The sequence below is a fragment of the Xenococcus sp. PCC 7305 genome (genome assembly GCF_000332055.1).
Taxonomy (GTDB): Bacteria; Cyanobacteriota; Cyanobacteriia; order Cyanobacteriales; family Xenococcaceae; genus Xenococcus.
The window spans coordinates 16,516-40,696 of sequence record NZ_ALVZ01000215.1; the positions used below are offsets into that span (position 1 = coordinate 16,516).

The window sequence follows — 24,181 nt, forward strand, 5'->3', positions numbered from 1 at the left end:
ACACTAAATTTATATAGTTCAATTTTACACATAAGTAACCTGCAACTAGGTTTTAAGCATTGTCCTAGAAAGTAGTTACATATTTATATCAGAAGTATCAAGTATTTATATTTTTAAGTTGATTGTTCAGTATATTTAGCGGAAACCACGCATTCTCATAGTTTATCAGCTTTGTTGGGGTCACTCTACAAGTTTATCTTATCAATAAAACAAGAACACATAGTTTATTCAGGGGCTTAGAAAGTTGGATAACTTGCTTGATTCTTTAGCAAAGGGTCGTTTTAACTTAAATTTTGATTTTTCTGGGGAGAATAGTAGTAAACAAGATTCCCTCCTTCAATGGGTTAAAACTTTGGATCGTGGTCGAATTAGGTCTTCTCGATTTGGCAGAAAGAATCAAACTTTTGAATCATCTACCAACTTTTTATTAGCACAAGAGAATACGACTATACAAGAAGCCACGGTCACTACTGACAAAGGAGATTACTCTCCTGGGGAAACAGCATTTATTGTGGGCTCTGGTTTCGCCTTAGGAGAAACGGTTCAGCTCCAAGTTTTACATACGGACGGACGAGATAATACCAGACCGGAACATCAACCTTGGCAAATTACAGATGGGATTAGCTCTTTCGACGATGCTGGAAATTTAGTAGGGGATCTAGACGGCATTGTCGATGGTAATATTGAGACTAGCTGGTTTGTTGATCCTTTTGACTCGCTAAATTCTCAATTTGAGCTCACAGCATTGGGGTTAGATTCTGGCGCGATCGCAACTACTAATTTTACTGATAGTTATGTCATCTCAGGGACAGTCTTTAATGACTATGACAGCGACGGAGTAAATGATGGGACAGCCAGAGGAGTGGGGTTTGCCTCAGAATCGGGAGTCGAAGGCATTACAATCACGGCCTATAATGCTTCAGAAGTTGTGGTGGGTACTGCTACTACAGGAGCAGATGGGACTTATACTCTCAATATCAATACTGATGATCCAGTAAGAGTAGAATTTACCTTGCCTAGTGGCTTTGTTTCTACTTCTTTAAATACAGCCCCTAGTAGTACAGTCTCCGATATTGCCTTTGCAAGCGTTGCGGCGACGATGGACTTGGGCATTCACCGTCCCCATGAAGTTACTAGTGGAGATGCTAGTAGTATCCAACTGATTACTGTTTGTTATGTTGAAGGGGTCGGTACTGGTTCAGGTATTGTCATCCACGGTTATAACGATTTTGATGACCAAAATCAAAATGCTTATACTCAGAAAGCAACAGTCCAAGAAGTTGGAACAGTCAATGGTCTGGCCTATCATCGCGAAAGTGAAACTCTGTTTGCAGGAAGTTTCTATAAGCGGCATTCGGCTCTATTGGGAACAATTGACTTTACTAATGATAATAATGCTAATGCAGACACTAATGATGCGACAGGTGCAGCATATACAAGCATTATTTATACCGTTGATAATAGCAATGCTAATACGACGGGGAATGTCAGTATTTTTGCCAGATTAGATGATGTAGTAGATCCTCGGGGTGCGATCGATTCTGATGCTATCGGTTATAGCTGGGAGAGCGATCAAGGAACTGGACAAGATACAGCTGGGGGCAACGCTGTTTTTGATGCTGTTGGAAAATATGGTTTAGGAGATTTAGAATTATCTGCTGATGGAACAACTCTTTGGGCAGTAAATCTTAACGATCGCAAATTATATAAAGTCCCTGTTGGTGACAGTGCTGACCCTTTAACTCCGGCTACCCCTGCTAGTGCAGATATCGATAGCTATGATCTGATCACAGATATTATCAATAATGGTGATGATTTAGGTGTTAATCCCGAAGAAAATATTCGACCCTTTGCACTATCGATAAGAGAAGGTTTAGTCTATTTTGGAATGGTTAATACAGCACAATATGATGCTGATGGTAATGAAGGTACACCCAATGGAGTAGGTGGGGTTGATGATACAACTTCTGCTAGTGATCTACGAGCGTTTGTCTATACTTTTGATCCTGAAAACCCAACCGCAGCACCAGTTCAGGTTTTAGATATTCCTTTGGATTACGAAAGAGATCTCGCATCAAGTTCTGCTCAATTAGGTGCTGAAGAACCTAGTGCTAATTGGCATCCTTGGGTGGCCTCATTTCCTACCGATACGATCGCAGGAACTGGAGAAGAAGCTTATACACAACCAATTCTCAGTGATATTGACTTTGATATTAATGGTAATATGCTCCTCGGTTTTCGCGATCGCTGGGGAGATCAGATTGGAAGACAAGTAAACAGGCCTGATGGGACTGGAGGTTCTGGGTTTACAGGTAATTCGGGAGGAGATCTTCTAGTTGCTATTTTAGATCCCGATACTGACACCTGGACGATTGAAACCCATGTCACTACAGACAATATCAATGGAAATAATGACCCTGATGGAGAATTATTCGGTAACGAATTTTTTGAAAACGGCGGAGCTAATGACAGTAATGAATTGCACAGTGAATCTGCGCAGGGTGGTCTAACAGTAGTTCCTGGTTTCACCGAAGTTGTGACTACGGCAGAAGATCCGATTGATGCATTTGCTGGAGGATTTGAATGGTTCAATACTGTTGATGGTAGTTTTGCTGGTCACTTTGCTGCCAACGGAGATAGCGGATTAGATATTTTTGATGGTACCGTGGCTGACTCTCTCGGTAAATCTAATGGCTTAGGTGACCTCGAATTTATCTTCGCTGCCTCAGATATCGAAATTGGCAATCGAATTTGGGATGATGCTAACCAGGATGGCATTCAAAATGCTGACGAAACTAATTTTGACACTAACAACTCAATTGAGGTTGAACTTTACGATAGCAGTGGTACTGAAATAGCTACTACTACCACTACTAATGGAGAGTATTATTTCTCAGGACTCGCTCCTTTTACCGATTACGAAATACGATTAGCTGCGAGTAACTTCACTTCTGGAGCTGTTCTCGATGGCTATTTAGCAACCATTCAAAATGCCAATAGTGATGGTAGTGACAGAATAGACTCTGATGCAACTAATAATAGTGGTCTGCCTAGCATTACTTTTACGACAGGTGCCTCGGGAACCAATGATTATAGTTTTGATTTTGGTTTAACTAATGCCACTACTACTGATTACGGTGATGCGCCAGATACAACTAGTGGGATAGGAGAAGGGGATTATCAAACAACTGCTGCTAATACAGGAGCAAGTCATACAATTGTTAGTGGCATAACCATTGGTAGTGGAATTTCTGCTGATGATGGAACGTTGCAAAATGGCGATGCGACGGCTGATAGTGATGACGGGGTTACTTTCACTTCTACTTTGCAAACGACAGATACAAGTTTCAGCGTTGATGTTGATGTAAATGTTACTGGCAGCACAACTCTCGTTGGTTGGATAGATTTTGATCAATCAGGAACTTTTGATAGCGATGAAGCAGTTAGTACCACTGTTTCTAGTAATAGCACTCAAACTCTAACTTGGAATTCTTTTCCTGGCATCATCGATGGTGCAACCTATGCTCGTTTCCGTCTTAGTACTGATGGTAATTTAGATACTAGCTATGCCACTGGTGCTGCTTCCGATGGAGAAGTGGAAGATTATCTGATTACTGTTGGTCTCGATTATGGTGATGCTCCTGATGCAAGTTCTGGCACAGGGACAGGTAATTATCAAACGACCTCAGCAGATACAGGTGCTAGTCATGGAATTACCACTGGTTTAAATATTGGTAGTATTGTTGATCCTGATAACGGCACTTTACAGAATACCGATGCCGATAATGATAATACTGATGGTAGCGATGATGAAGAGGGAGTAACCTTTGCGACGAATCTTTCCCTGACAGATACGACCTACAGTGTCGATGTAGATCTTACTAACTCTACTGGAGAAGATGCCATCATCACTGGTTGGATAGATTTTGATCAAGATGGAGTTTTTGAAACTAGTGAAGCAGTTGTTGCTAGTATTCCCAATGGCAATACAGATGCCAATGTAACCCTAACTTGGGATGATGATACAGACAATAATGCCATTAATGATTTAAGTGGCAACGGCGATTTACCTGCCACTATCCTATCTGGAACTACATACGCTCGATTTAGGCTTAGTACAAACTTTACCACTACAACTGAAAGTACGACTTCGCCTGTAACCACTACAATTTATTCTGAAGACTTTGAAGGAATTACTGACTGGAGAAATGATGGTTCGTTAAACACAGGCAATACTGCATCTGGTGGTGACTGGGCAATCGGAGACCCAACACAAAGTACTCTTGGTGGAACTATCATGCAACCAGGAGATGCTAATGGTGGGACTAATGCCTTAATTAGTGATCTAAGTACAGCAGATATAGATGGAGGTGCGATTACCTCTCGCTCAGATACTTTTACTTTAGATAGTGGTTCTGGAAGTCATAGTGTTAACTTCTTCTATTTCTTTTCTTCTTTTACCTCTAACGTCACTGATGAAATTACCGTTGATATTGTTAATTCTGCTAATACCAGCGATCGCGCTAATCTCTTCACCGATACAGTAGCTTCTGACGCTACTCAAGCAGCCGTTTGGACAGAAATTACTCAGGCGATCGATAGTAGTTTCAATGGCAAAACTGTTTATCTAGAATTTACAGCTCAAGATGGTGGTAGTGACGATAGAGTAGAAGCAGGTGTTGATGACATTACGGTAACTTACACTGAAGATGTTACGGTTAATGTAGATGTACCCGATCCTCTACCATCTACAGGATTACTAAACGATGGAGAAGTCGAAGACTATAAAATTAATGTTGCTGTAGACTATGGTGATGCACCCGATACATCTAGTGGAAATGGAACTGGGGATTACCAAACTACTCGTGAGAATGACGGGGCAAGTCACACTATTGATAGCGATTTAAGTCTTGGGAATAACATTGATGCTGATGATGGCACATTACAAAACACTGATGCAACTGCTGATGATATAGATAATACCGATGATGAAGATGGGGTTACCTTTGCTTCTAACCTAGAGATTGATGACACTAGCTATAGTGTTACTTTGCAAGTCACGAATGATAAAACTGTAGGAAGCAGTGCAACTGTAGTTGGTTGGATAGATTTTGATCAAGATGGCATTTTTGAATCGAGTGAAGCAGTTGTTGCCACTGTTCCGGATAACAGCACCGATGCAACTGTAACTCTAACTTGGGATGATAATACAGGCAATAATGCTACAAGTGATCTAAGTGGCAACGGTGACTTACCTGCCACTATTTTATCTGGTACAACCTATGCTCGTTTCCGTCTTAGTACAGATGGTAATTTAGATAGTGATTTTGCCAATGGAGCATTGAGTGATGGTGAAGTTGAAGATTATAAACTAACTGTTGGTCTAGATTATGGTGATGCTCGGGATACTGGAGTTGGAACCGCCACAGGAGATTACAGCACTACAGCCAATGATAATGGTCCATCTCATATTATTGATTCTGATTTGAGTATTGGTAGTAGCGTTGATGCCGATGATGGCACCTTACAAAATACAGGAGCAACAGCTGATGATGATGCCCTCAATGACGGTTCTACTGATGATGAAAATGGTGTAACTTTTAGCAATACGTTAAGAACTGATAGCACTAGCTATAGCGTTAGTGTAGATATTCGTAATACGACTGGAGATGATGCAGAATTAATTGCTTGGATAGATTTTGACCAGTCAGGGACTTTTGACAGCGATGAAGCAGTTACTGCAACTTTCCCTAGTAACGGTGGCACTTTGCAGAATCAAACCTTGACCTGGAGCTCTAGCTCTATTCCTGAAGATATTACCGATGGTGATACTTATGTGCGTTTCCGTTTGAGTACTGATGATACTTTAGATATTAATTACTCCACAGGCCAACTGAGTGATGGAGAAGTTGAAGATTACGAGATTAATATTGTTGGTATCGATTATGCTGATGCGCCCGATGTAACTGTTGGAGAAACTAATCCCAGTCCAGGAGAATATGCTACTACTTTAGCTGATGGCGGAGCGAGCCATATAATTACTGATGGCTTAAAACTTGGCGCTACAGTAGATGCGGAAAATGGGACTTTGCAAAATACGGCGGCAACTGCTGATGATCTTGATAATAATAACGATGATGATGATGAAGATGGAGTTACCTTCAGTTCCACTCTCGATGTTTCTGCCACAACCTACAACGTTACTGTGGATTACACAAACGATACTGGTAGTAATGCTGCGATTATTGGGTGGATAGATTTTGATCAATCTGGAAGTTTTGATTCAGATGAACAAGTTAATGCCATTGTCTTCGATAGCATTTTAGATCAAAATACTACTTTAACTTGGGATTCTTTCCCTGGAATTATTAGCGGTACGACTTATGCCCGCTTTCGTCTCAGTACGGATTATGCCAGCACTATTTTTTCTGAAGATTTTGATGATAGTGCTACTGGTTGGACTGTTAATCCCAATGGTACTGATACTGCAACAGCTGATGCTCAGGGCCAATGGATTATTGCTGAGCCCGTCGCCCATGATCGATTTGGAGACGGGAATAATGAACAACTCGAAGCTAATAGTTCTCCTAATGCATTAGTTACTGGTTCTGGAGGCACTAACACAGATGTTGATGTTAGTGGTAGTGGTACTGATGGGGTGACAACCGTTGATTCTCCTGACTTCACTTTACCTAGCACTGCTGGTTCAATTGAGTTAGAACTTGAGTATTATTTATCGGTTAGTGCGGCAAATGACGACAACTTTACTATCGAACTTCGTCAGACTTCAGATGATACTCTTTTGTCAACTCTTTTAGATGAAACTCCTTCTGCTCAGCAAACTGGAACTTGGACTACATTTAACTCTTCTTTAAATGCTTTTGCAGGATCTACTGTTTATTTACGATTTATTGCTACAGATGTTGCCAACAATAGTGTTATTGAGGTTGGTGTTGATGATGTCAATGTAATATTACTGCCAGACGCAACTATAGATTCAGTAGGTTCAGCTAGCGATGGTGAAGTAGAAGATTATTTAATCTTTATTGAAGGTGGCACTGATTTTGGTGATGCTACTAATTCTGGTGCTAATGATAGTTATGCATCGACCACAACTAGTCATAATATTGTTAGTGGACTAAACCTAGGAAGTATCATTGATAATGATACTTCTCCAACTGCTAATGCAACTGCTGATGCAGATGATAACAATGGAACAGATGATGAAGATGGCGTCACCTTTAGCTCCAATCTTCAAACTACCGATACAACCTATAATGTTACCGTCGATGCAGTGAATACCACTGGTAGTGATGCCGAGTTGATTGGCTGGATTGATTTTGATCAAAATGGAGTATTTGACGCTGACGAAGCATCGGAAGTGCTTACTATTTCTGCTAGTGGGCAAGTAACTCTTAATTGGACGAATATTCCGGCTGGTACTCAAGTCGGTGATACCTACGCTCGTTTCCGACTTAATGACAACCCAGGAAATCTTGATACTAATACTCCTACTGAAGCCTTAGATGGCGGGGAAGTCGAAGATTATTTGATTACTATAACCGCTACAGATTACGGTGATGCGCCTGATACAGGAACAGGAACAGGAACTGGTAACTACCAAACCACAGAAAATGATGATGGAGCGGCTCATATTATTGTTGCTGATTTGAGTATTGGTAGCACTGCGGCAGATGCCGACGATGGAACATTACAAAATAATGCGGCAACTGCCGATAATAACGATGGCACAGATGATGAAGATGGGGTTGATTTCTCTGCTGTTGATAATCTCAGAGTAGTTGATAGTGCTTACAGTATAGATGTTGATGTCATCAATACCACAGGCAATGATGCAGTTTTGCTTGGTTGGATCGATTTCGACCAATCTGGAACCTTTGATAGTGACGAAGCTGTTACCGCAACCTATTCTAGTAATGGCGGTGCTTTACAAACTCAAACCTTAACCTGGAACACTATTCCCTCCGATATCCTTCCGGGTACAACTTATGCTCGCTTCCGCATTAGTAATGACACCACAACTTTAACCACTAGCTATTCTACTGGTCTGCTCAGTAGTGGAGAAGTAGAAGATTATCAAATTACCATTGATGCAGCCGATTATGGCGATGCCCCGGATATTGCTTCGGGAACTAGTGCGGGAGACTATGCGACCACTGCTACTGATGATGGTGCAGCTCACGGAATTGATAACAATTTACGTCTCGGCGCTAATTTGGATGCCGATAGCGGAACCTTACAAAATGATGATGCCGATGCTGATGATACCGATGGCAGTCCTGATGATGAGGATGGTGTCACCTCAACCTTAACTGATATTGCCACGGGAGATACTAGTTACAGCATTACCTTGGATGTATTTAACGATACTGGCAGCGACGCAAAATTAATCGGCTGGATTGACTTCGATCGCTCGGGGACTTTTGATAGCGACGAAGCTGTGATTAGAACAATTCCTACCAGTGGGACTTCCAGTAGCCAAGCCCTGAGATGGGATACTAACGGTAACGGATTTACCTCTTCCGATATTAGTGAAGGCATAACCTACGCTCGTTTCCGCCTGAGCACAGATACGACCACTCTCACTACAAGTTATTCCACAGGAGCCTTAACCGATGGCGAAGTTGAAGACTATCAATTAAATATTATTGGGGTAGATTATGGGGATGCTCCTGATGACGGTTTTGTGGGGAATAGTGCTGGTGACTATCAAACTACAGAGGGAAACACTGGAGCAAGTCATATCATAGTTGATGATTTGTATCTTGGTGGTTTAGTTGATGCGGATAATGGTACTTTAGAAGATCGAGATGCGATCGCAGATGACAATGACAATACCGACGATGAGGATGGAGTCACCTTTAACAATATTCTCAATAAAAATGACACTAGCTATAGTGTTAATCTAGTCGTCACCAACGAAACTGGGAGTGATGCCAAATTAGTTGGCTGGATAGATTTCGATCAAGATGGTGATTTTGAAGCTACCGAAGCTGTTACCCAAACCATATCTCATGCCATTGGCGGTCAAAATACGACCCTGGACTGGACTGGACTTTCAGGAATTGTCGGCGGGACAACCTATGCGCGCTTCCGTCTCACAGCAGATGCGAGTCTTGATCTGGGAAATATTCAAAATAGTGACTCGATAGGTCAATTTGATAGTGGCGAAGTTGAAGACTATCAACTTCCTGTTCAAGGAGGAGTCGATTATGGTGATGCGCCGGATACGGTAGTTGGGGCCGTTGGTGTGGGCACTGGCACAGGAGAATACAAAACAACTTTAGCTGATGGGGGAGCGAGTCATACTATTGTCAGTGATTTGTTTATTGGTGATCTAGTAGATGAAGATGATGGCATTTTGGAAGGAGTTGGCGCTGTTGCAGATGATAATAATGGCACCAACGACGAAGATGGGGTAAATTTCCTGGCGACTCTCGAAGCAGGAGACACTAGCTATAGTGTTACGGTTGATATCACCAATGATACGGGTAGCAATGCCACCTTGGTCGGTTGGATCGATTTTGATCAAGATGGTAATTTTGAAGCCACAGAAGTTGCAACGGCAACAGTTGCTAGTAACAGCTCTGAGCAAACAGCAACTATTACCTGGAATAGTATTACTCCCACAGCCGGCGAAACCTATGCCCGCTTCCGTCTCAGCACAGATTCGGCCCTCGATACTATTGAAGACTCTGACTCAATTGGTTTGCTCAGTGATGGCGAAGTGGAAGATTATCATGTCTGTGTGGTCAGTAGTGGCAAGGGAGGAACCGATGGAGCAGATCTCATCGTTGCTGATCCTGGTGGTAGTGTAATTGCTGGTTATAAAGGGCAAGATACTCTAACTGGTGGAGCTGGGGTTGATTCTTTCTGCTATAGCGAAACTAGTGATGGAGTTGACATTGTTAACGGATTTACTGTTGGGAGTGGTGGGGACCAGATTATTTTGACTCAAATATTACGGGATGAGGTTGGCTACACAGGAACTGATGCGATCTCAGATGGTTATGTTGTACTGGTTGATTACGGCACTACGGGGACAATGGTACAAATTGATTTTGATGGGACGGGTGATTTGTTCCCTAAAGATGTCGCTCTAGTGGTGGATACAGCCAATGCTGATATCAATGAAACGACCCTGGGAGCTAATAATCTAATTTTTTAGTTCCCAGAAGAAAAATACCCAGTCTCATATTGGTTCGTGAGTATCTTGTTTTAATTAATATCTTGCTCGATAATTTCTCTCTATCTCTATCTATGATTAATCAATATCCGATACTTATTTACTCTAAAAAAATTACCCCTTTCATGGGTTTGCTGACCTTAGTTGGTCTGAGTAGCTTGCTCTCAATCAGTCCGGTTCAGGCTTTTTCTGTGACATTTGAAAATACTGATTTTGAAAATGACTTTGATAGCTGGACAACAACGGGAGATACTAGCATCCAGCAAAATTTTGATTCGCTACTTCAGTATGACAACAAACAAGGTTTTATCACTACAGGTTGTCCTGATACTGCCTTTCCTGCTGGAGAATGTTTTGACCAACAAGATGAAACTAGGACTACGGTACGAAATGACGATGCCACTAGTTTTGATGGTGTTGAAAGTTCGGGTAGTAATCACTTTAATTTTTCAGGCAATGATCAAGTCAGTGCTGATGGTCAGGACGCTACGGGCATTTTTTCCCCAAATAATTTACAAGACTTTTTAGGTCTAGATAAAAATACTTTAAATATAGCTCGCGAAAATGGGGCTTTAAGTGGCACTCGGACTCCGAAAGAAGGCTCGGCTATTCGACAAACAATTACTGTCGATAATTACTTTACCCTAAGCTTTAATTGGCATTTTGTAACCAATGATTCTAATGATGCGACCTTTGGCGATCAAGATTATGCATTATTCACGATTTACGATACTACTTCTAATGTCAACAGTCGTACGATAGAAGTTTTAGCTGATGCTAGTAATGATTTAGTTCTCAGTAATACTGATTTTACCAGTGGCACAGATTTTGCCAATCCATTAGGTTCTGGTGGCAATGGAATAAGCGACTACGACCTTTATACTTCTGCGACCTTGCCTGCGGGTACCTATGTCGTAGGATTAGGTGTTGTTGATGTTGATGGCGTGGGCGATACCTCTGGTTTATTTGTTGATAATTTTCAAGTGCAAGAAGTCCCTTTTGAGTTTTCTCCTGCTGCGGGTCTTGCTTTAGTGCTCGGCTTATTTGGCTGCGATCGCCTGCGCCGAAAAATAAAAAATCCGAGATAAGATTAATATAAATAATCTTATCTGCCATTGTGAAACTATCAAGAAGAAATTTTTTGGGGCTAGTGGGTCTCAGCAGTGCTACAACGGCAATAGTCGCTTCACCACTGAAGAATCTATATTCTCAATCGGCCAGGGGACAATCCCTTAGAATTAGTAAATTTGGGGCTTTAAAGGCTGACCCTAGAAAAATCTTGGATTTACCCGAAGGCTTTGAATACCGCATCATCTCTGGTGTTGGAGAAGAGATGAATGATGGGTTACCTGTTCCCAATAATCATGATGGCATGGCTGCTTTTCCCGGCCAGAATGGCTCTACTATTTTGGTGAGAAACCATGAACTTAATCCTGCATATACGAAAAATAAGCTAGCTGCTGAGATTCCCCAATATGATCCCGTTTGTCCAGGAGGAACAACTACTTTAGTGATAGATCGCGATCGCAATTTAGAGCAACATTATCTTTCTCTAGCAGGAACTAATCGCAACTGCTCAGGAGGCACAACCACTTGGGGTTCTTGGATTAGTTGCGAAGAAGAAATTGCCACACCCTACGCTCCACCAGGATATAGCCTAGAAGAACTATTCCCTTATTGGGGTAAAGTCACCAAAAAACATGGTTATAACTTTGAAGTTCCCGCCACAGGAGGATTAGCCGCACCAATTCCCCTGACCGCAATGGGTCGATTTCGTCATGAGGCGATCGCGATCGATCCTCAAACAGGTTATATTTACCAAACTGAAGACCAGACAGATAGCTGTTTTTATCGCTTCCTACCCCAAGAGCCAGGAAATCTCCAAGCAGGGGGCATCTTAGAAACGATGGTGATTAAAAACAAACCCAAAATCGATACAGGAATCGATCTAAACGTGGGAGAACCCCAAACTGTCGAATGGGTCAGACTTGAGGATGTAGATCCCGAGCATGATACTTTGCGTTACGAAGCCCAAGCTAAAGGCGCTGCCATCTTTAGAAGAGGGGAAGGTATTTGTTATGCCGATGGAGAATTATATTGGACTTGTACTAGTGGGGGACAAGCTAAAGTTGGTCAGATCTTTCGCTATAACCTAGCCAAATCAACATTAGAGTTATTTGTCGAATCTCCTGGTCGGGAAGTGCTAGATTATCCTGACAATTTAATAGTTGCTCCTTTTGGCGATCTGATAGTTTGTGAAGATGGCAGGGGAGAACAGTTTTTGGTTGGGATTACCCCTGAAGGGGAATATTATCATTTTGCCCGCAATGCCTTGAATAATAGTGAATTTGCAGGAGTGTGCTTTGCTCCAGACGGTCAGACGATGTTTGTCAATATTTTTCGGCCAGGGATGACCCTAGCTATTTGGGGGGATTTTAAGGGATGAGGGATAAAGGATGAGGGATGAGGGATAAGGGATGAGGAAAAACTAAAGGCTCATTCCCTATTATTGACAAAGTTTGGAACTTGCAGCTTCAGCTTGCATTGTGGCAATTAATTCTTCTGGATTGGTCTCGGTTTCGTCAATAGTTACCGATGACCAGGTTTTATCCGTCGTAAAAATTGAGCTATTCGGCAGTGCTTGCCAAGCAACTTCTGGTGTTGCATTAGTAACCTTTTTTAGGGGAATTGCCAAGCTCGAACGGATAATCAATTCCTGTAGCGGCTCGCAAGGCTGAGACTGGTCTTCATAGTAATCTGGAGCTTCCCACAAAGGGTAGGCATGTTTGCCATTAACTCCCACGAGCAATCCTTGAATAGTTAGTAAAGCACCACCACTCATGCCCTTTTGAACTTCGTTGGTGTAGCCAATTTGATAACCTTCTTCTAAAGCTTGATCCAAAATTACCGACACTCGACCTTTCGTAAATTTTATGCCGGTCGGACTATCATCAGATAATTCTTTTAATTCTTTAGGCGTAGCAGAAGAAGAATCCGTTTCCTGATATTGATAGGGAAATCCCACGGCAAAAACGGGCTCTCCCACTTGGAGTTCTGAAGAATTGCCCATGGTTGCTATTCGATAATTATCTTGACGGGCGACAAATTCTAATACTGCAATATCATAGCGGGAAGATGCTCGGGTCGGAATCACGGTCGCAGCATGAATCTTACCATCAAAGGTCTCAATTTGATAGGGTTTCTCCCCGGCCCTAAGAACATGCTGATTGGTGATGACAATATATCGATTACCTTTTTTTTGCATAAGAATACCCGAACCGAGCAATTCTTGATTCGATATTTTGACTGTAATCTCAGTGGCAATCTCACGAACTTGCTCTATTCTCAGCTCTGAAGGTTGGGATGCTAGGGTTTTGCTTTTTCTTTGGGCAATATCTCTTGAAACTATTCCCGTTACAGCAAGAAGACAAATTAGAATTAGCAATTTTGACTGTTGCACCCATTTCATCATTAAATCAGGTTTTAGGTTTTAGGTTTTAGGTTTTGGGTTTTAGGTTTTGGGTTTTAGGTTCAACTTATTAGCTAATACCTAAGAGTATCGAAAACATAGCTATGATAAGTTAGAACATGCGATCGCGTCTAATTCCCCCATCAATAATCCTACAATCTTATAGCAATCTCTCCAAAATGCCTCAATTCCAACCTTTCTCCCCTCGATACTTATGAAAGAAGGTTAAGGTTAGTAGAATTCCTCATCCCTCATCCTTTATCCCTCATCCTTTTTTATCCCTCATTCCTCAAAAGACCTTCTGGCGGCATGATTTCCAGTCGATTATGCTCCAGGTCGACGATGGGAACAATTTCTTTTACGAAAGGAATCAAAATAGTAGGGGCTTGCGTTTTCTTCTTTTTGAATTTTTTCCTTTTAGATTTGCGACTAATTGCTGATAAATCTTTATCTTGCTGCTCTATATTCTTTTGATCGTCTACTTGCTTATAAAGTTGCACTTTTAGTAAATCATTTCCCGCATAGAAAATATCGACTACGATGCCAATGTTTTCTCCTGTTTTTTGATTAAATACTTCGAGGTTCATTAGATCCGCAACATGGTATTCATCTTCAGATAAATCGAGGCGATCTTGATCTGAGACTAATAATGTATGGCCTTTTAGAGCTTCTGCTTGATCGCGAAATTCTATACCTTCGAGCATGACAACATATAGGTTTTTTCCAGGAAGATAGCGACCGCCTAATAATTCTATTTCTTGAATATTTCCTGTCTCGGGATGTTGCAACCAACGAGTTCCAGCCTCTAAAAAACGTTCAGGAAAATCGGAAGAAGGATAAACTCTAACCTCACCACGCAATCCCTGGGCCGCAACTATAGTACCAATCTCCAGCCATTTTTCTTGCTCTAATTTTTCTTGATTTTGAATAGTCATGATTTTTAAGGATGGGGATTGTCTCGAAATAATAAAACTGGAATATGACTGCTACGAAGCATCTGAGCCGTCGTACTCCCAATTACTAGATGACGAATTCGGCTATGTCCATAAGCTCCCATAAGCAATAAACTGATGTCTTGCTCGGTAACATAGTTCGAGATCACTTTTTCAGAATGTCCTTCTCTCACCGAACAAACTGGTTCAAATCCTGTCTCTTGCAATAGCTGCTTGGCTGATTCGAGACGCGCGATCGCCGTCTGATCTGTGGCATTTTTGGCAACGGTCACAATATGTAATTCTAAACCGGCAAAAACAGACGAATCCGCGATAAATTGCAGAATTTTTTGGCAACTGGGACTACCATCATAGGCAATCAACACTCGTTCAATCGGTTTGAACTGACGAGAAGTTACGAGGCATGGTTTATGGCTACTACGAACAACTCTTTCTAGATTAGCCCCCAAATGTCCCGAGGCAAACTCGGCAGCTTCCCCTCGCTTTCCTAAGACAATCAGATCGCAACTGCCTTCAAATTCCGACAAACAATCTACGAGAAAACCCGTTTCGTGGAGCAGATTAATCCGTTCTACTCCTTCTGCTTTAAGGGTTTGGGCTGCCGCTTTTAACACTAATTTCGTCCGCTGGTGATTAATCTTCGCTTTCTCATGTTCTAATTCCACCAGGCGATCGAGCAAATTTTCCGAAGCATCAATCCCAATACTTCCGCTTAAATTTTGTGAAGACATTGTTTGTTGACCCCGAATATCAGTCACACATAAAACATCTACTTCTTCTGCTTTTAATTTATTGGCAAACCATGCACCATAGCGGTAAGTATTTTCCGCAAAAGCCGAGCCATCACTACAAAGTAAAATTTTTTTCATGGTTCCAAGTCTTAATTTTCAATAACTGCGGATTCCTTATTATCTGCCAATCGATTGAATAGAGTTGCACTAGCTTCATTTAAACCGACTACCTCGACTTCTGCCCCATTACGGCGGAATTTACTGACTACTTTGTCGACTGTTTCTACTGCTCCTTGATCCCAAAGATGAGCCTGGGTTAGATCGATTGTGACACATTCCACTAGTTCTCTAAAATCAAAAGACCTTAAAAACTCTTCTTTCGACAAAAAGAAAATTTGACCAGCTACTTGATAAATACGGCGAGCACCATCATCACTCAAAGTCTTATTGACAAATACCAACAGGGCAATCTTACGGGAAAAGAACACTGTACTCATCACAATTCCTGTTGCCACACCCAAGGCAAAATTGCGAGTGAAGATAATAACAAACATCGTAGTTAGCATCACCGCGGTTTCCGTACGAGGAGTACGGGACATATTTTTAAAAGACGACCAACTGAATGTCCCAATAGAAACCATAATCATCACTGCCACCAATGCTGCCATGGGCATTTCTTTGACCCAATCTTGCAATCCCAAAATAGCAAACAAGAGAAAAACTCCCGCCGCAAGAGTGGATAATCTACCTCGACCACCCGATTGCACGTTGATGACCGATTGTCCGATCATGCCACAACCTGCCATGCCGCCAAAGAAAGCTGTAACTATATTGGCAATACCTTGTCCTTTGGCTTCTTGATTTTTATCGCTGGGAGTATCGGTCAGATCATCTACTAAAGCCGCAGTCAGAAAAGAAGCTAATAAACCCACGATCGCCATGGTCAAAGAGTAAGGCAAGATAATCTGTAGGGTTTCTAGATTAAATGGTACGCTCGGCAAGGCAAATATTGGTAGGGCGGTGGGCAATTCCCCCATATCTCCTACGGTGGGAACTTCCAGCTTCAAGGCGATCGCCGCTATGGTCATTACAGCTAAGGCGACTAAAGGAGAAGGAACAGCTTGGGTAAAGCGAGGCAAAATATAAATAATTGCCAAAGAAAGGATGGTTAAGATATAAACCGTAACTGGGACGTTAGTCAGTTGGGGCAACTGGGCCAGGAAAATTAGCACGGCTAAGGCATTGATATAACCAATCATTACCGCTCTAGGTACATACTTCATTTGACGCCCTAGCTTCAGTATGCCAAATATGACCTGGATTACTCCTGTTAAAACAGTAGCTGCCAAGAGATACTGCAAGCCGTGGTCTTTAACTAAGTCGATCATCAGCAAAGCCATTGCCCCCGTCGCAGCCGAAATCGATCCTGGCCTACCCCCAAAAAAAGCTGTCAAAACAGCAATAATAAATGAGGTATAAAGTCCTACTTTCGGATCTACTCCGGCAATAATCGAAAAGGCGATCGCTTCTGGTATCAATGCCAGCCCGACTACGGCCCCGGCTAAAAGATCTTGTCTAGTATTAAAAAACCACTCTCTTTGGACAAATTTTAGGTTCAATTTAGCTCCTCAACTAATCAGGTCTAGTGCAAACACAGTTCTTGTTCAAACTACTGTGTTTTTAACAAGATATATTGTCTCATATTAAGTGAATGGCCTGTCGATGAGCCCAATTGCGCTCTATTCGGTTTCTAATTCAGCTTCTAGTTCATTAGCAACAGATAAATAATAATTCCGAGCCGGTGCATTAACCTGTTGTTCGGCCAGTGCTCGTAAGGCTTGTATCTTTAACTTTTTGGCTTCTACTGCAGATGCCCCACCAAGACGAATACTATGGTCAGCTAGTTGCAACACCCATTGATAATCTTCCTGATCCAGAGAGGTTTTGATCTCTGCCAAAAATAGTTCAGAACCACCCGCCAATTCAACCATCCGTTGCGCCTCTGCTTCTGGTGGCAGAGCAAATAAATTAGCAGGATTGCCATCAAACCACCCTAAATAGCCAGTAAAGATTGAGCGTACAGCCCAAGGTACTGCACCATAGAATTCTATTAGATAAGGTTGACTAGCCAGTTCTGGGGGCAGTTGCACTTCCTGAACCAACTCATCGGGGGTCAAGCCACGGTTGATTCCAGCGATCGTTTGCTCATAAACGGTTTGAATTGCAGCACTATAGTTTGCAAGCGCTTCTTGAATTTCTGGTTCGCCGGTAATCGGTCGAGTATGTCCTGGAACTAGATAATCAGCTCCCAATTGACTCATTTGTGCCACACTATTGGCCCATTGTTGTACATCCCGGTAGGGCGTACCTCGAATAGCATAAAGATTAGGAAATGCTCGGTAAAAGTTATCGCCAGAAAATAGTACTTCTAGCTCTGGCAGCCATACATAGAGTTGATCATCAGTTTCTCCTGGGGCAGCCACCATCTCCACTTGAATACCTGCGATCGTCACCGCTAATTTTTCATCCCCAAAGGTTTCAGTGGGTGGGAGAAAACCCTCACCTACCCCAACTGTGGGCGTTCTAGCAGGTGCAATCCCTCGGTTAATGATTTCATCGTCCGACAAATTACGGCCAAATTGTCTAGCACCTCGTACTCTCCGAGCTTTAATTACGCTTGATTCTCGGATCTCTGGGGCAAAGTTGGAGCGAGCATAAATTACTGGGTTAAAATCCTGGGCAAAAACTTTCGCGCCACCAATATGATCTCCATGACTATGGGTATAAATAATAGCCTCAATTGGCTTATCTGTGATTTTCTTAAACTCGGCTAAAACAACTTCGGCAGCGGATGTTGCCCGTAGGGTATCCACAATAAATGACCCTGTTTCCCCTACGATTAGGCTTGCATTCGAGCCATCATATCCCACCGCAGTATAGATATTTTCTGTGATTTGAATAATTTCCGGCTTAAACTGCTCAGAATGTTGCTCTAACAACTCTGTAGGAGTCAGGTCGTCTGTGCCACTTTCAAATTGTGCGACAGCTGAGGGCGTTATAAAAGCAACACAACCACTAATAGCACCAACAAAAATTGTTTTGATGATTGAACGTTTTTTCATTGAGCAATTCAGACAGAGATAAAGACATTACAGCTTATTCATAAATGATTAACGCAGGGGACAATGCTCGACATACTCCACTGATTTAAGGAAACTGGCCCCCTAGATTCCTTACCGAATTCGGTAGACTGAAACCTTTGGTATAACTGGAAAAGCGGATGAGGGGAATCGAACCCCTAGCTTTAGCTTGGAAGGCTAAGGTATTACCACTATACGACATCCGCGCTTATTGATTTATTATTTATCGGCCTAGCCATAGTAACGAGATTTGCCACTTTGGTCAAGCTTTTTTGATTAAAAGTTTGGTAGTTTTGAATATTTCAGAAGGTAAGTAGTTACTATTTCCCCAAATGGTTGAATACGAGCTAGATATTGAGTCTTATTTTCTTATACTCCCTCGATTTACAGCAATTTTCTCTTATTTTTCAAACCTTAATAATTTTGCCAAAGAAAATTATGAATTCATCAGTAGGTTGATTTTGCAGGCTGCATCAGAAATTATTGTGGCTGATATATCGATTTCTTGGTTAGTAGTAAATTTTCCTAATCCTATCCTTAGCGATCCTTCGATTAACTCATCTGGTAAATTTATCGCTCGCAAGACATGAGAGGGAGCAGCAACTCCAGAAGAACATGCTGAGCCAGTGGAAATAGCTAAGCGATCGCGAATCCTAGCAATGATGGCACTATTAGGAATTGTGGGAATGGCAAGATGAAGGTTTCCAGCTAATCTAGAAGTTACATCACCATTAACAACTAGATTAGATATTTTTTCTTGGAGCAAATTTTGTAACTTGTCTCGTAGTATAGCGATCGCTGGTTCATCTTTTTCCATTTCTAACTGTCTTAATCGACAGGCTTCTCCCAAACCAACAATCCCAGGAACATTAAGTGTTCCCGATCTCAATCCTTTTTGATGCCCACCACCAAAAATAATTGGTTCTAAATGATGCCCTTTTCTCACAATTAACGCTCCTATTCCTTTGGGTGCATAGAATTTATGACCAGAGATTGCTAGATAAGTAATTCCCCATTGTTCAAAATCGATTGGTATTTTGCCTGCTGCTTGGGAGGCATCACAAAGAAAAGGGATATTGTGTTTTTGAGCTATTTCACCAATTTCTTTAACTGGATAAATATTACCTATTTCGTTGTTGGCTGCCATAACGCATAATAGTGAAAGCCCTTGTTGGCAGACTTGTTCGAGATATTCTAAGTCTAATCTGCCTTTTGAATCGACCTGAAGACTAATAAGATCGGCTGATCCTTTCTTCGCGATCTCCTGACAAGTATCTAATACTGCTTTATGTTCGAGTGGGGAAAAAGCAATGCGAGGTTTATTAGGGTTATCAAGATGCTTGATTATAGTTCCTTGGATAGCCAAGTTAATGCTTTCTGTTGCCCCAGAGGTAAAAATTACTTCTCTTGCGGATGCACCAACTAACTTAGCAACTTGATTGCGTGCTTGAGAGACAGCATTTGCTGCTTCATCGCCGTAGATATGGTCTGTACTGCTAGCATTGCCAAATGCGGTTGTCATATAATACAGCATTAGATCGGCAACTCTTGGATCGATGGGAGTAGTAGCATGATAATCGAGATAAATTGGAGAATTATTGGAAGACTTGGAATTCATACTTTATGGGTTCTATCTTTTGCTAAATAACAAGTTTATGTTTTGATTCGATAGAAAACTTCTGAATAGTTGGGTACAGATAAAGCATAACGATTGGGAAGAAAATAAAGTAACCAGCGCATCAAGGTTTGCCAGGCTCGTTCGGCATCGAAATAGAGAATAGTAGCGCAAGGTAGAGAATTTAAGAAATCTCTTACTGCACCAAATCTTTGTGGAAATTTAACAAAACTGTCAACTTTCTGGATAATTGGCTTCTGGAGTAAAAGAGTCCCGATGTAAGCCTTGAATACCTTTTGAGATAAGTTAGGAATAATTGAGAGCGATCGCAAGTCAGTTGAAGCAGCTATTTTTGAAGCAGAAGTTAATTTTTCTGTCTGTCCGCAATAAGCCAAATACAAATCTTCTGGATTGCGGAGAGTTGGCAACCAAGTATTTACGTTAATTAAATCCTGAGTAGTTAAGTTACTTTCTAAAAATTCTAATTTTGATGAATTACTGGCTACTAAATTAGAAGTTTGTTCCGCTAATAGTTTCACAGCAAGAGACATTTGCTCGAATAAATCTTCAGTTACTGGGATACAAGCTTTTAATAACTCAATCTCAAAACTCTTGATCGTTGGTTCATTGGCTGATAAAGCTACTAAAAGCTCTAAATTAGCGCAATCTGACCAACCCAAAGCTTTACCTGTTAAATTAGCCGAACCTACCAAACAGCAATCATCTGCTCGATAATATTTAGCGTGTAGATCGGGTCTTAACCATAGAGATGAATTAGGACGCTTTTTAATCAAAGACCATACTTCTAGATCGCTGACACCTGTTATTATTTCATCGGGAAACCAACGGGTAATACACTACACTTTAGAGAAACATCAAGAGATATTTCTGTCAGTAGTCTCTCAAGCACAGGAGCTTTGATAAAAGGAGCAACAAGTAATATTTCATTGCGGGCTTCTGCACAAAGCTTGGATAATTCTGTTCCTAACATTAAAGACAATTTTAGCTATTCTTCACGCTCTAAAAATTGTCGCGCAATTCTGCCCCAGTCAACACGAGCATCTTGAGTATCTTGTCGTCTTTTACCTTTAGGTTGCTCGTCCTCATAACGTGCCCAAGCCGCAAGTAAGAGTTTTAGCCCCTTAAGAGAATTAGTTAAACGAGATCGCAATGTTTCTGTATCTACGTTGTCTACTTCATCTTCTAGAATCTCTACTAAATTCTCATAGGCTGGATGTTTGGTATTGAAAGTAATAACAATTGCTCCACCTTTTGGTTTAACTGAGAAAAAAGCGGGATTATCTAAATCGGCATCGACAAATACGTATTTTAGATTATCAGAAATAGTGGTTGCAGCTAATTCCTTGGCCTGATTTTCGGTTACTCCTGCCTCAGTTAAGGTTTTTTCGATAGTTGTTTGTCTTTCCAAAGCGGGAAGGTATTCATCTTTATCGCTTGTACCTTTGTACCCATCTTGTTTGCGATTTTCGGTGACTCTGGTAGCCTGCTTTTCGGGGCTAGAACCTGGGCAGCGATTATTTTTGGTTCGAGTTCCTTTTCTTTGAGCTTTAATTAATTTACGAAGAGTGCTTAATTGAGTATTTATTTTGATGGCAATTTCCAACAAAGGTTCTCTGGGATCTTCGTCCTCTTTTAACTCCTCTTTAAACTGAACGATGCTTTTGCCACCTTGAAGCATGGATTCAATATCAATGTTAATCAACTCTGCAAAGTTACGAGCGGATTGTTTGTTGTTGGTTACGCCAAAGAGATCGTCAAGAGAAGGAGGGAATTCGACTTCAATACCCCACCAGCGTTCGGTAGGATCGTATTTAATGACTAACGACTGGTCTAAATCTAATTCTCTACCAGCACGTACCACCGATACCCCAATGTTTTTTGCTGCGTGTTTACCATGAGGTAAATCGCCAGGATTTTTGTTACCAGATGCTTGACGAGCTTCTTCTTTGGCATAGGAAAAACGGACTTTGACTTCGTGTTGGCGATCACGAAAATCAATAGTAAAAACGGCTTCATATTGACCTGCTTCTTCCCAAGGTTGAAACATTGATTGTTTACCAAAGGGTGCAGGGCAAGAAGTGTTTGCCATTAAATAGCCAGGGTCATTAGGTTTAGCAGATTTTTCTTCAATAACTGTGTTTGGATTTTCTAAATCAAAAGCCAACATTCGGATCGCGACTTCTCCTGCGTCGAGAAATTTGCGGTACATTCTGCCGATGAGGAGTTCGGAATTATCAATAATAGTTTTGCCCGTCTTCCACATACAGCGATCAATATCTGACCAAACCACTAATGTTCCACTGTGATCGAAATTTTTGCCTACCTGTTGCCAGATACTAGGAATTGGTTTTGGCTGGGGTTCGGGAACTTCGTTAATGTGTTGCGTTTTAATTTCATTGAGGTCTAGATAGCTATAGAAAGCATTTTCTACTCCATACTGCCAAGTCCAAACTTCGACTCTTTGACATTGGGAAACAGATGAAGAGGGCAAACCCATACCAAAGCGTCCAATTCCCGTATGTTTTTCTTCTTGCAAATGCGTTCCATTGCCAAACTGGAGAGCTAGACGCAACACTGTCGCATCCATTCCACTACCGTTATCGAGGACTGCTATTTGATGAATACGCGATCGCATTCTCGATCCTACTTGCTGTTTTTTCTCTCCGCACAATAATTCAACAGTTTTAGCACCAGCTTGTATAGAATTATCCATTAGTTCGGCAAGTGCATAAGCTGCATTTTTATAGCCGTTGTCTCGCATCGCTTGAACTGCCAGATGTGCTGGAATTTAGTTGATTCGTTGAAGTTCAAATTTTTTTCACTAAATGCGCAATTAGCTGATAGCATTTACTGGCAGCAATTTGCGTATTACAAAGAGGACATTCCTCTGTTTCACGCTCTCTCCAACCATATATAAAAATTTCATTAACGATAGAAGTTTTTCCACACTTGGGACAAATAACTTCCCATGAATCCTCAACAACAACGTTTCTGTCAGATGACAATGAGCGGTAACTCTCCGCAATGATATTAGTATCAATATATAACTCAGTTACCTTTAATCCATCAGAAAAAATTGATACGGGTCCGTCGCTAGATACCGTAAAAATTATTGATTCGGCACAATCGTAAGAAAATCGTCGAGCAGAAGTATGGCGAGTGCCAGAATAAGGTTGAATTAGCTGTATACTTTTTTCTGATTGTTGAAGATGCGCACCAACACCAAACACTTCCCCATCTGGTGACATTAATGCTGCACCGTCGTTTCTCTCAAGAATGGATTGAAGTGCATAAAGATTTTGAGAGGCTAGCAAATTCATTTGTAGAGACTGAGTGTCTATTTGTGGTTTTGCTGCTGCCAAAATAGTTGCATTCGGTTCGCGAAGAAACCAGACTATCGTTGCTCCAGTTTTATTAGCACTAAGTGAATAAAAACAGAATTCCAAAATTTTACAAAGATCTTGGTAATTAATCATTGATGCCGAACGTTGAATTATCCTGGCAGTGCTAGAAATATTAGGTTTAGTTCTCCAGTTTCTTAGTTCGTGGATTGCAATACCATTTTTAGAGAAGAATCGGGTAATGCCATTAGAATCGGTAATCCCAACAATTCCACTAAGACTTTTTTGAAAGCTTACTAGAGAATATTCTGTTTCTAGAGGTTGCGACAGTATCAAGAGTCCCGAATACTGATTGGCTTCAACAACAACAAATATGTTTTTACCATCAGCAAGACTACGTGCTTTATCAATCGCAATCTCTTCAGAAGAAACTAGTGTGAAATTCTGCACATTTTTTAAATTTTCGACTGATACAAAACCATAAGTTATCACTTGCCCTTCGTGTTGATGTGGGCGCAATAAATAGTCTGCTTCGCAAAGAAATTGATTGTCATTTTGGTATTCTCCTACTGGCACTCTTGCTTTATTTAATTCTTCGTGCAAGTGCTTGAATTTTAGATCAACCATAATTTATTTTTTACAAATGAATTAAAGCCGATCCAAACTAACTCAGTAATTATAAAATTGCTTTAAATTGTATTTTT

The 24,181-nt window shown here is 41.3% G+C and carries 13 protein-coding genes and 1 tRNA gene; 3 read left to right on the forward strand and 11 right to left on the reverse strand.

What is annotated here, in order from left to right; genetic code table 11:
- Positions 1–244: 244 nt before the first annotated feature.
- The 3 genes from XEN7305_RS18640 to XEN7305_RS18650 all read left to right on the forward strand — a co-directional run bounded on the left by XEN7305_RS18640 (position 245) and on the right by XEN7305_RS18650 (position 12,653).
- A complete protein-coding gene (locus XEN7305_RS18640) occupies positions 245–10,189 on the forward strand; it encodes a GEVED domain-containing protein (RefSeq protein WP_006511047.1) in 9,945 nt (3,314 codons plus the stop codon).
- Positions 10,190–10,281: 92 nt separating this feature from the next.
- Positions 10,282–11,295 carry a hypothetical protein gene (locus tag XEN7305_RS18645; protein ID WP_006511048.1) on the forward strand — a complete coding sequence of 338 codons (1,014 nt, stop codon included), beginning with the start codon at positions 10,282–10,284 and terminating at the stop codon, positions 11,293–11,295.
- Positions 11,296–11,324: 29 nt separating this feature from the next.
- A complete protein-coding gene (locus XEN7305_RS18650; protein ID WP_006511049.1) occupies positions 11,325–12,653 on the forward strand; it encodes an alkaline phosphatase PhoX in 1,329 nt (442 codons plus the stop codon).
- A gap of 60 nt (positions 12,654–12,713) precedes the next feature.
- Here XEN7305_RS18650 and XEN7305_RS18655 read toward each other — a convergent pair whose 3' ends face one another.
- The 11 genes from XEN7305_RS18655 to XEN7305_RS18700 form a co-directional block, all read right to left on the reverse strand.
- Complete coding sequence (locus tag XEN7305_RS18655; RefSeq protein ID WP_006511050.1) at positions 12,714–13,679, reverse strand: serine protease; 966 nt, start codon at positions 13,677–13,679, stop codon at positions 12,714–12,716.
- Positions 13,680–13,951: 272 nt separating this feature from the next.
- Positions 13,952–14,611, reverse strand: a complete 660-nt coding sequence (gene rimM, locus XEN7305_RS18660) for a ribosome maturation factor RimM (protein WP_006511051.1) — start codon at positions 14,609–14,611, stop codon at positions 13,952–13,954.
- A 5-nt stretch (positions 14,612–14,616) separates the two neighbouring features.
- Complete coding sequence (locus XEN7305_RS18665) at positions 14,617–15,498, reverse strand: universal stress protein (protein WP_006511052.1); 882 nt, start codon at positions 15,496–15,498, stop codon at positions 14,617–14,619.
- Positions 15,499–15,509: 11 nt separating this feature from the next.
- Entirely contained in the window at positions 15,510–16,979 is a 1,470-nt protein-coding gene (locus tag XEN7305_RS18670; RefSeq protein WP_006511053.1) for a SulP family inorganic anion transporter, read from the reverse strand.
- 120 nt (positions 16,980–17,099) lie between these two features.
- Complete coding sequence (locus XEN7305_RS18675; RefSeq protein WP_006511054.1) at positions 17,100–18,482, reverse strand: alkyl/aryl-sulfatase; 1,383 nt, start codon at positions 18,480–18,482, stop codon at positions 17,100–17,102.
- A 153-nt stretch (positions 18,483–18,635) separates the two neighbouring features.
- Positions 18,636–18,706: transfer RNA gene (locus XEN7305_RS18680), tRNA-Gly, on the reverse strand.
- Between the two features lie 230 nt (positions 18,707–18,936).
- Positions 18,937–20,118, reverse strand: a complete 1,182-nt coding sequence (locus XEN7305_RS18685; RefSeq protein ID WP_006511055.1) for a cysteine desulfurase family protein — start codon at positions 20,116–20,118, stop codon at positions 18,937–18,939.
- Between the two features lie 35 nt (positions 20,119–20,153).
- Complete coding sequence (locus XEN7305_RS18690) at positions 20,154–20,909, reverse strand: hypothetical protein (RefSeq protein WP_006511056.1); 756 nt, start codon at positions 20,907–20,909, stop codon at positions 20,154–20,156.
- Positions 20,910–20,941: 32 nt separating this feature from the next.
- The gene (locus XEN7305_RS29130) at positions 20,942–21,115 is read right to left on the reverse strand and encodes a hypothetical protein (protein WP_158500422.1); all 174 of its coding nucleotides are present in this window, start codon (positions 21,113–21,115) and stop codon (positions 20,942–20,944) included.
- A gap of 6 nt (positions 21,116–21,121) precedes the next feature.
- Positions 21,122–22,897, reverse strand: a complete 1,776-nt coding sequence (locus XEN7305_RS18695) for an ATP-binding protein (protein ID WP_006511058.1) — start codon at positions 22,895–22,897, stop codon at positions 21,122–21,124.
- A 46-nt stretch (positions 22,898–22,943) separates the two neighbouring features.
- A complete protein-coding gene (locus XEN7305_RS18700) occupies positions 22,944–24,104 on the reverse strand; it encodes a DNA integrity scanning protein DisA nucleotide-binding domain protein (protein WP_006511059.1) in 1,161 nt (386 codons plus the stop codon).
- Between the last annotated feature and the right edge of the window lie 77 nt (positions 24,105–24,181).

Bases quoted from the DNA above. Each gene is read 5' to 3' on its own strand.
- XEN7305_RS18685 (WP_006511055.1), bottom strand. From the start codon at position 20,118: ATGAATTCCAAGTCTTCCAATAATTCTCCAATTTATCTCGATTATCAT.
- XEN7305_RS18700 (WP_006511059.1), bottom strand. From the start codon at position 24,104: ATGGTTGATCTAAAATTCAAGCACTTGCACGAAGAATTAAATAAAGCA.
- XEN7305_RS18655 (WP_006511050.1), bottom strand. From the start codon at position 13,679: ATGATGAAATGGGTGCAACAGTCAAAATTGCTAATTCTAATTTGTCTT.
- XEN7305_RS18675 (WP_006511054.1), bottom strand. From the start codon at position 18,482: ATGAAAAAACGTTCAATCATCAAAACAATTTTTGTTGGTGCTATTAGT.
- XEN7305_RS18695 (WP_006511058.1), bottom strand. From the start codon at position 22,897: ATGCGAGACAACGGCTATAAAAATGCAGCTTATGCACTTGCCGAACTA.
- rimM (WP_006511051.1), bottom strand. From the start codon at position 14,611: ATGACTATTCAAAATCAAGAAAAATTAGAGCAAGAAAAATGGCTGGAG.
- XEN7305_RS18665 (WP_006511052.1), bottom strand. From the start codon at position 15,498: ATGAAAAAAATTTTACTTTGTAGTGATGGCTCGGCTTTTGCGGAAAAT.
- XEN7305_RS18645 (WP_006511048.1), top strand. From the start codon at position 10,282: ATGATTAATCAATATCCGATACTTATTTACTCTAAAAAAATTACCCCT.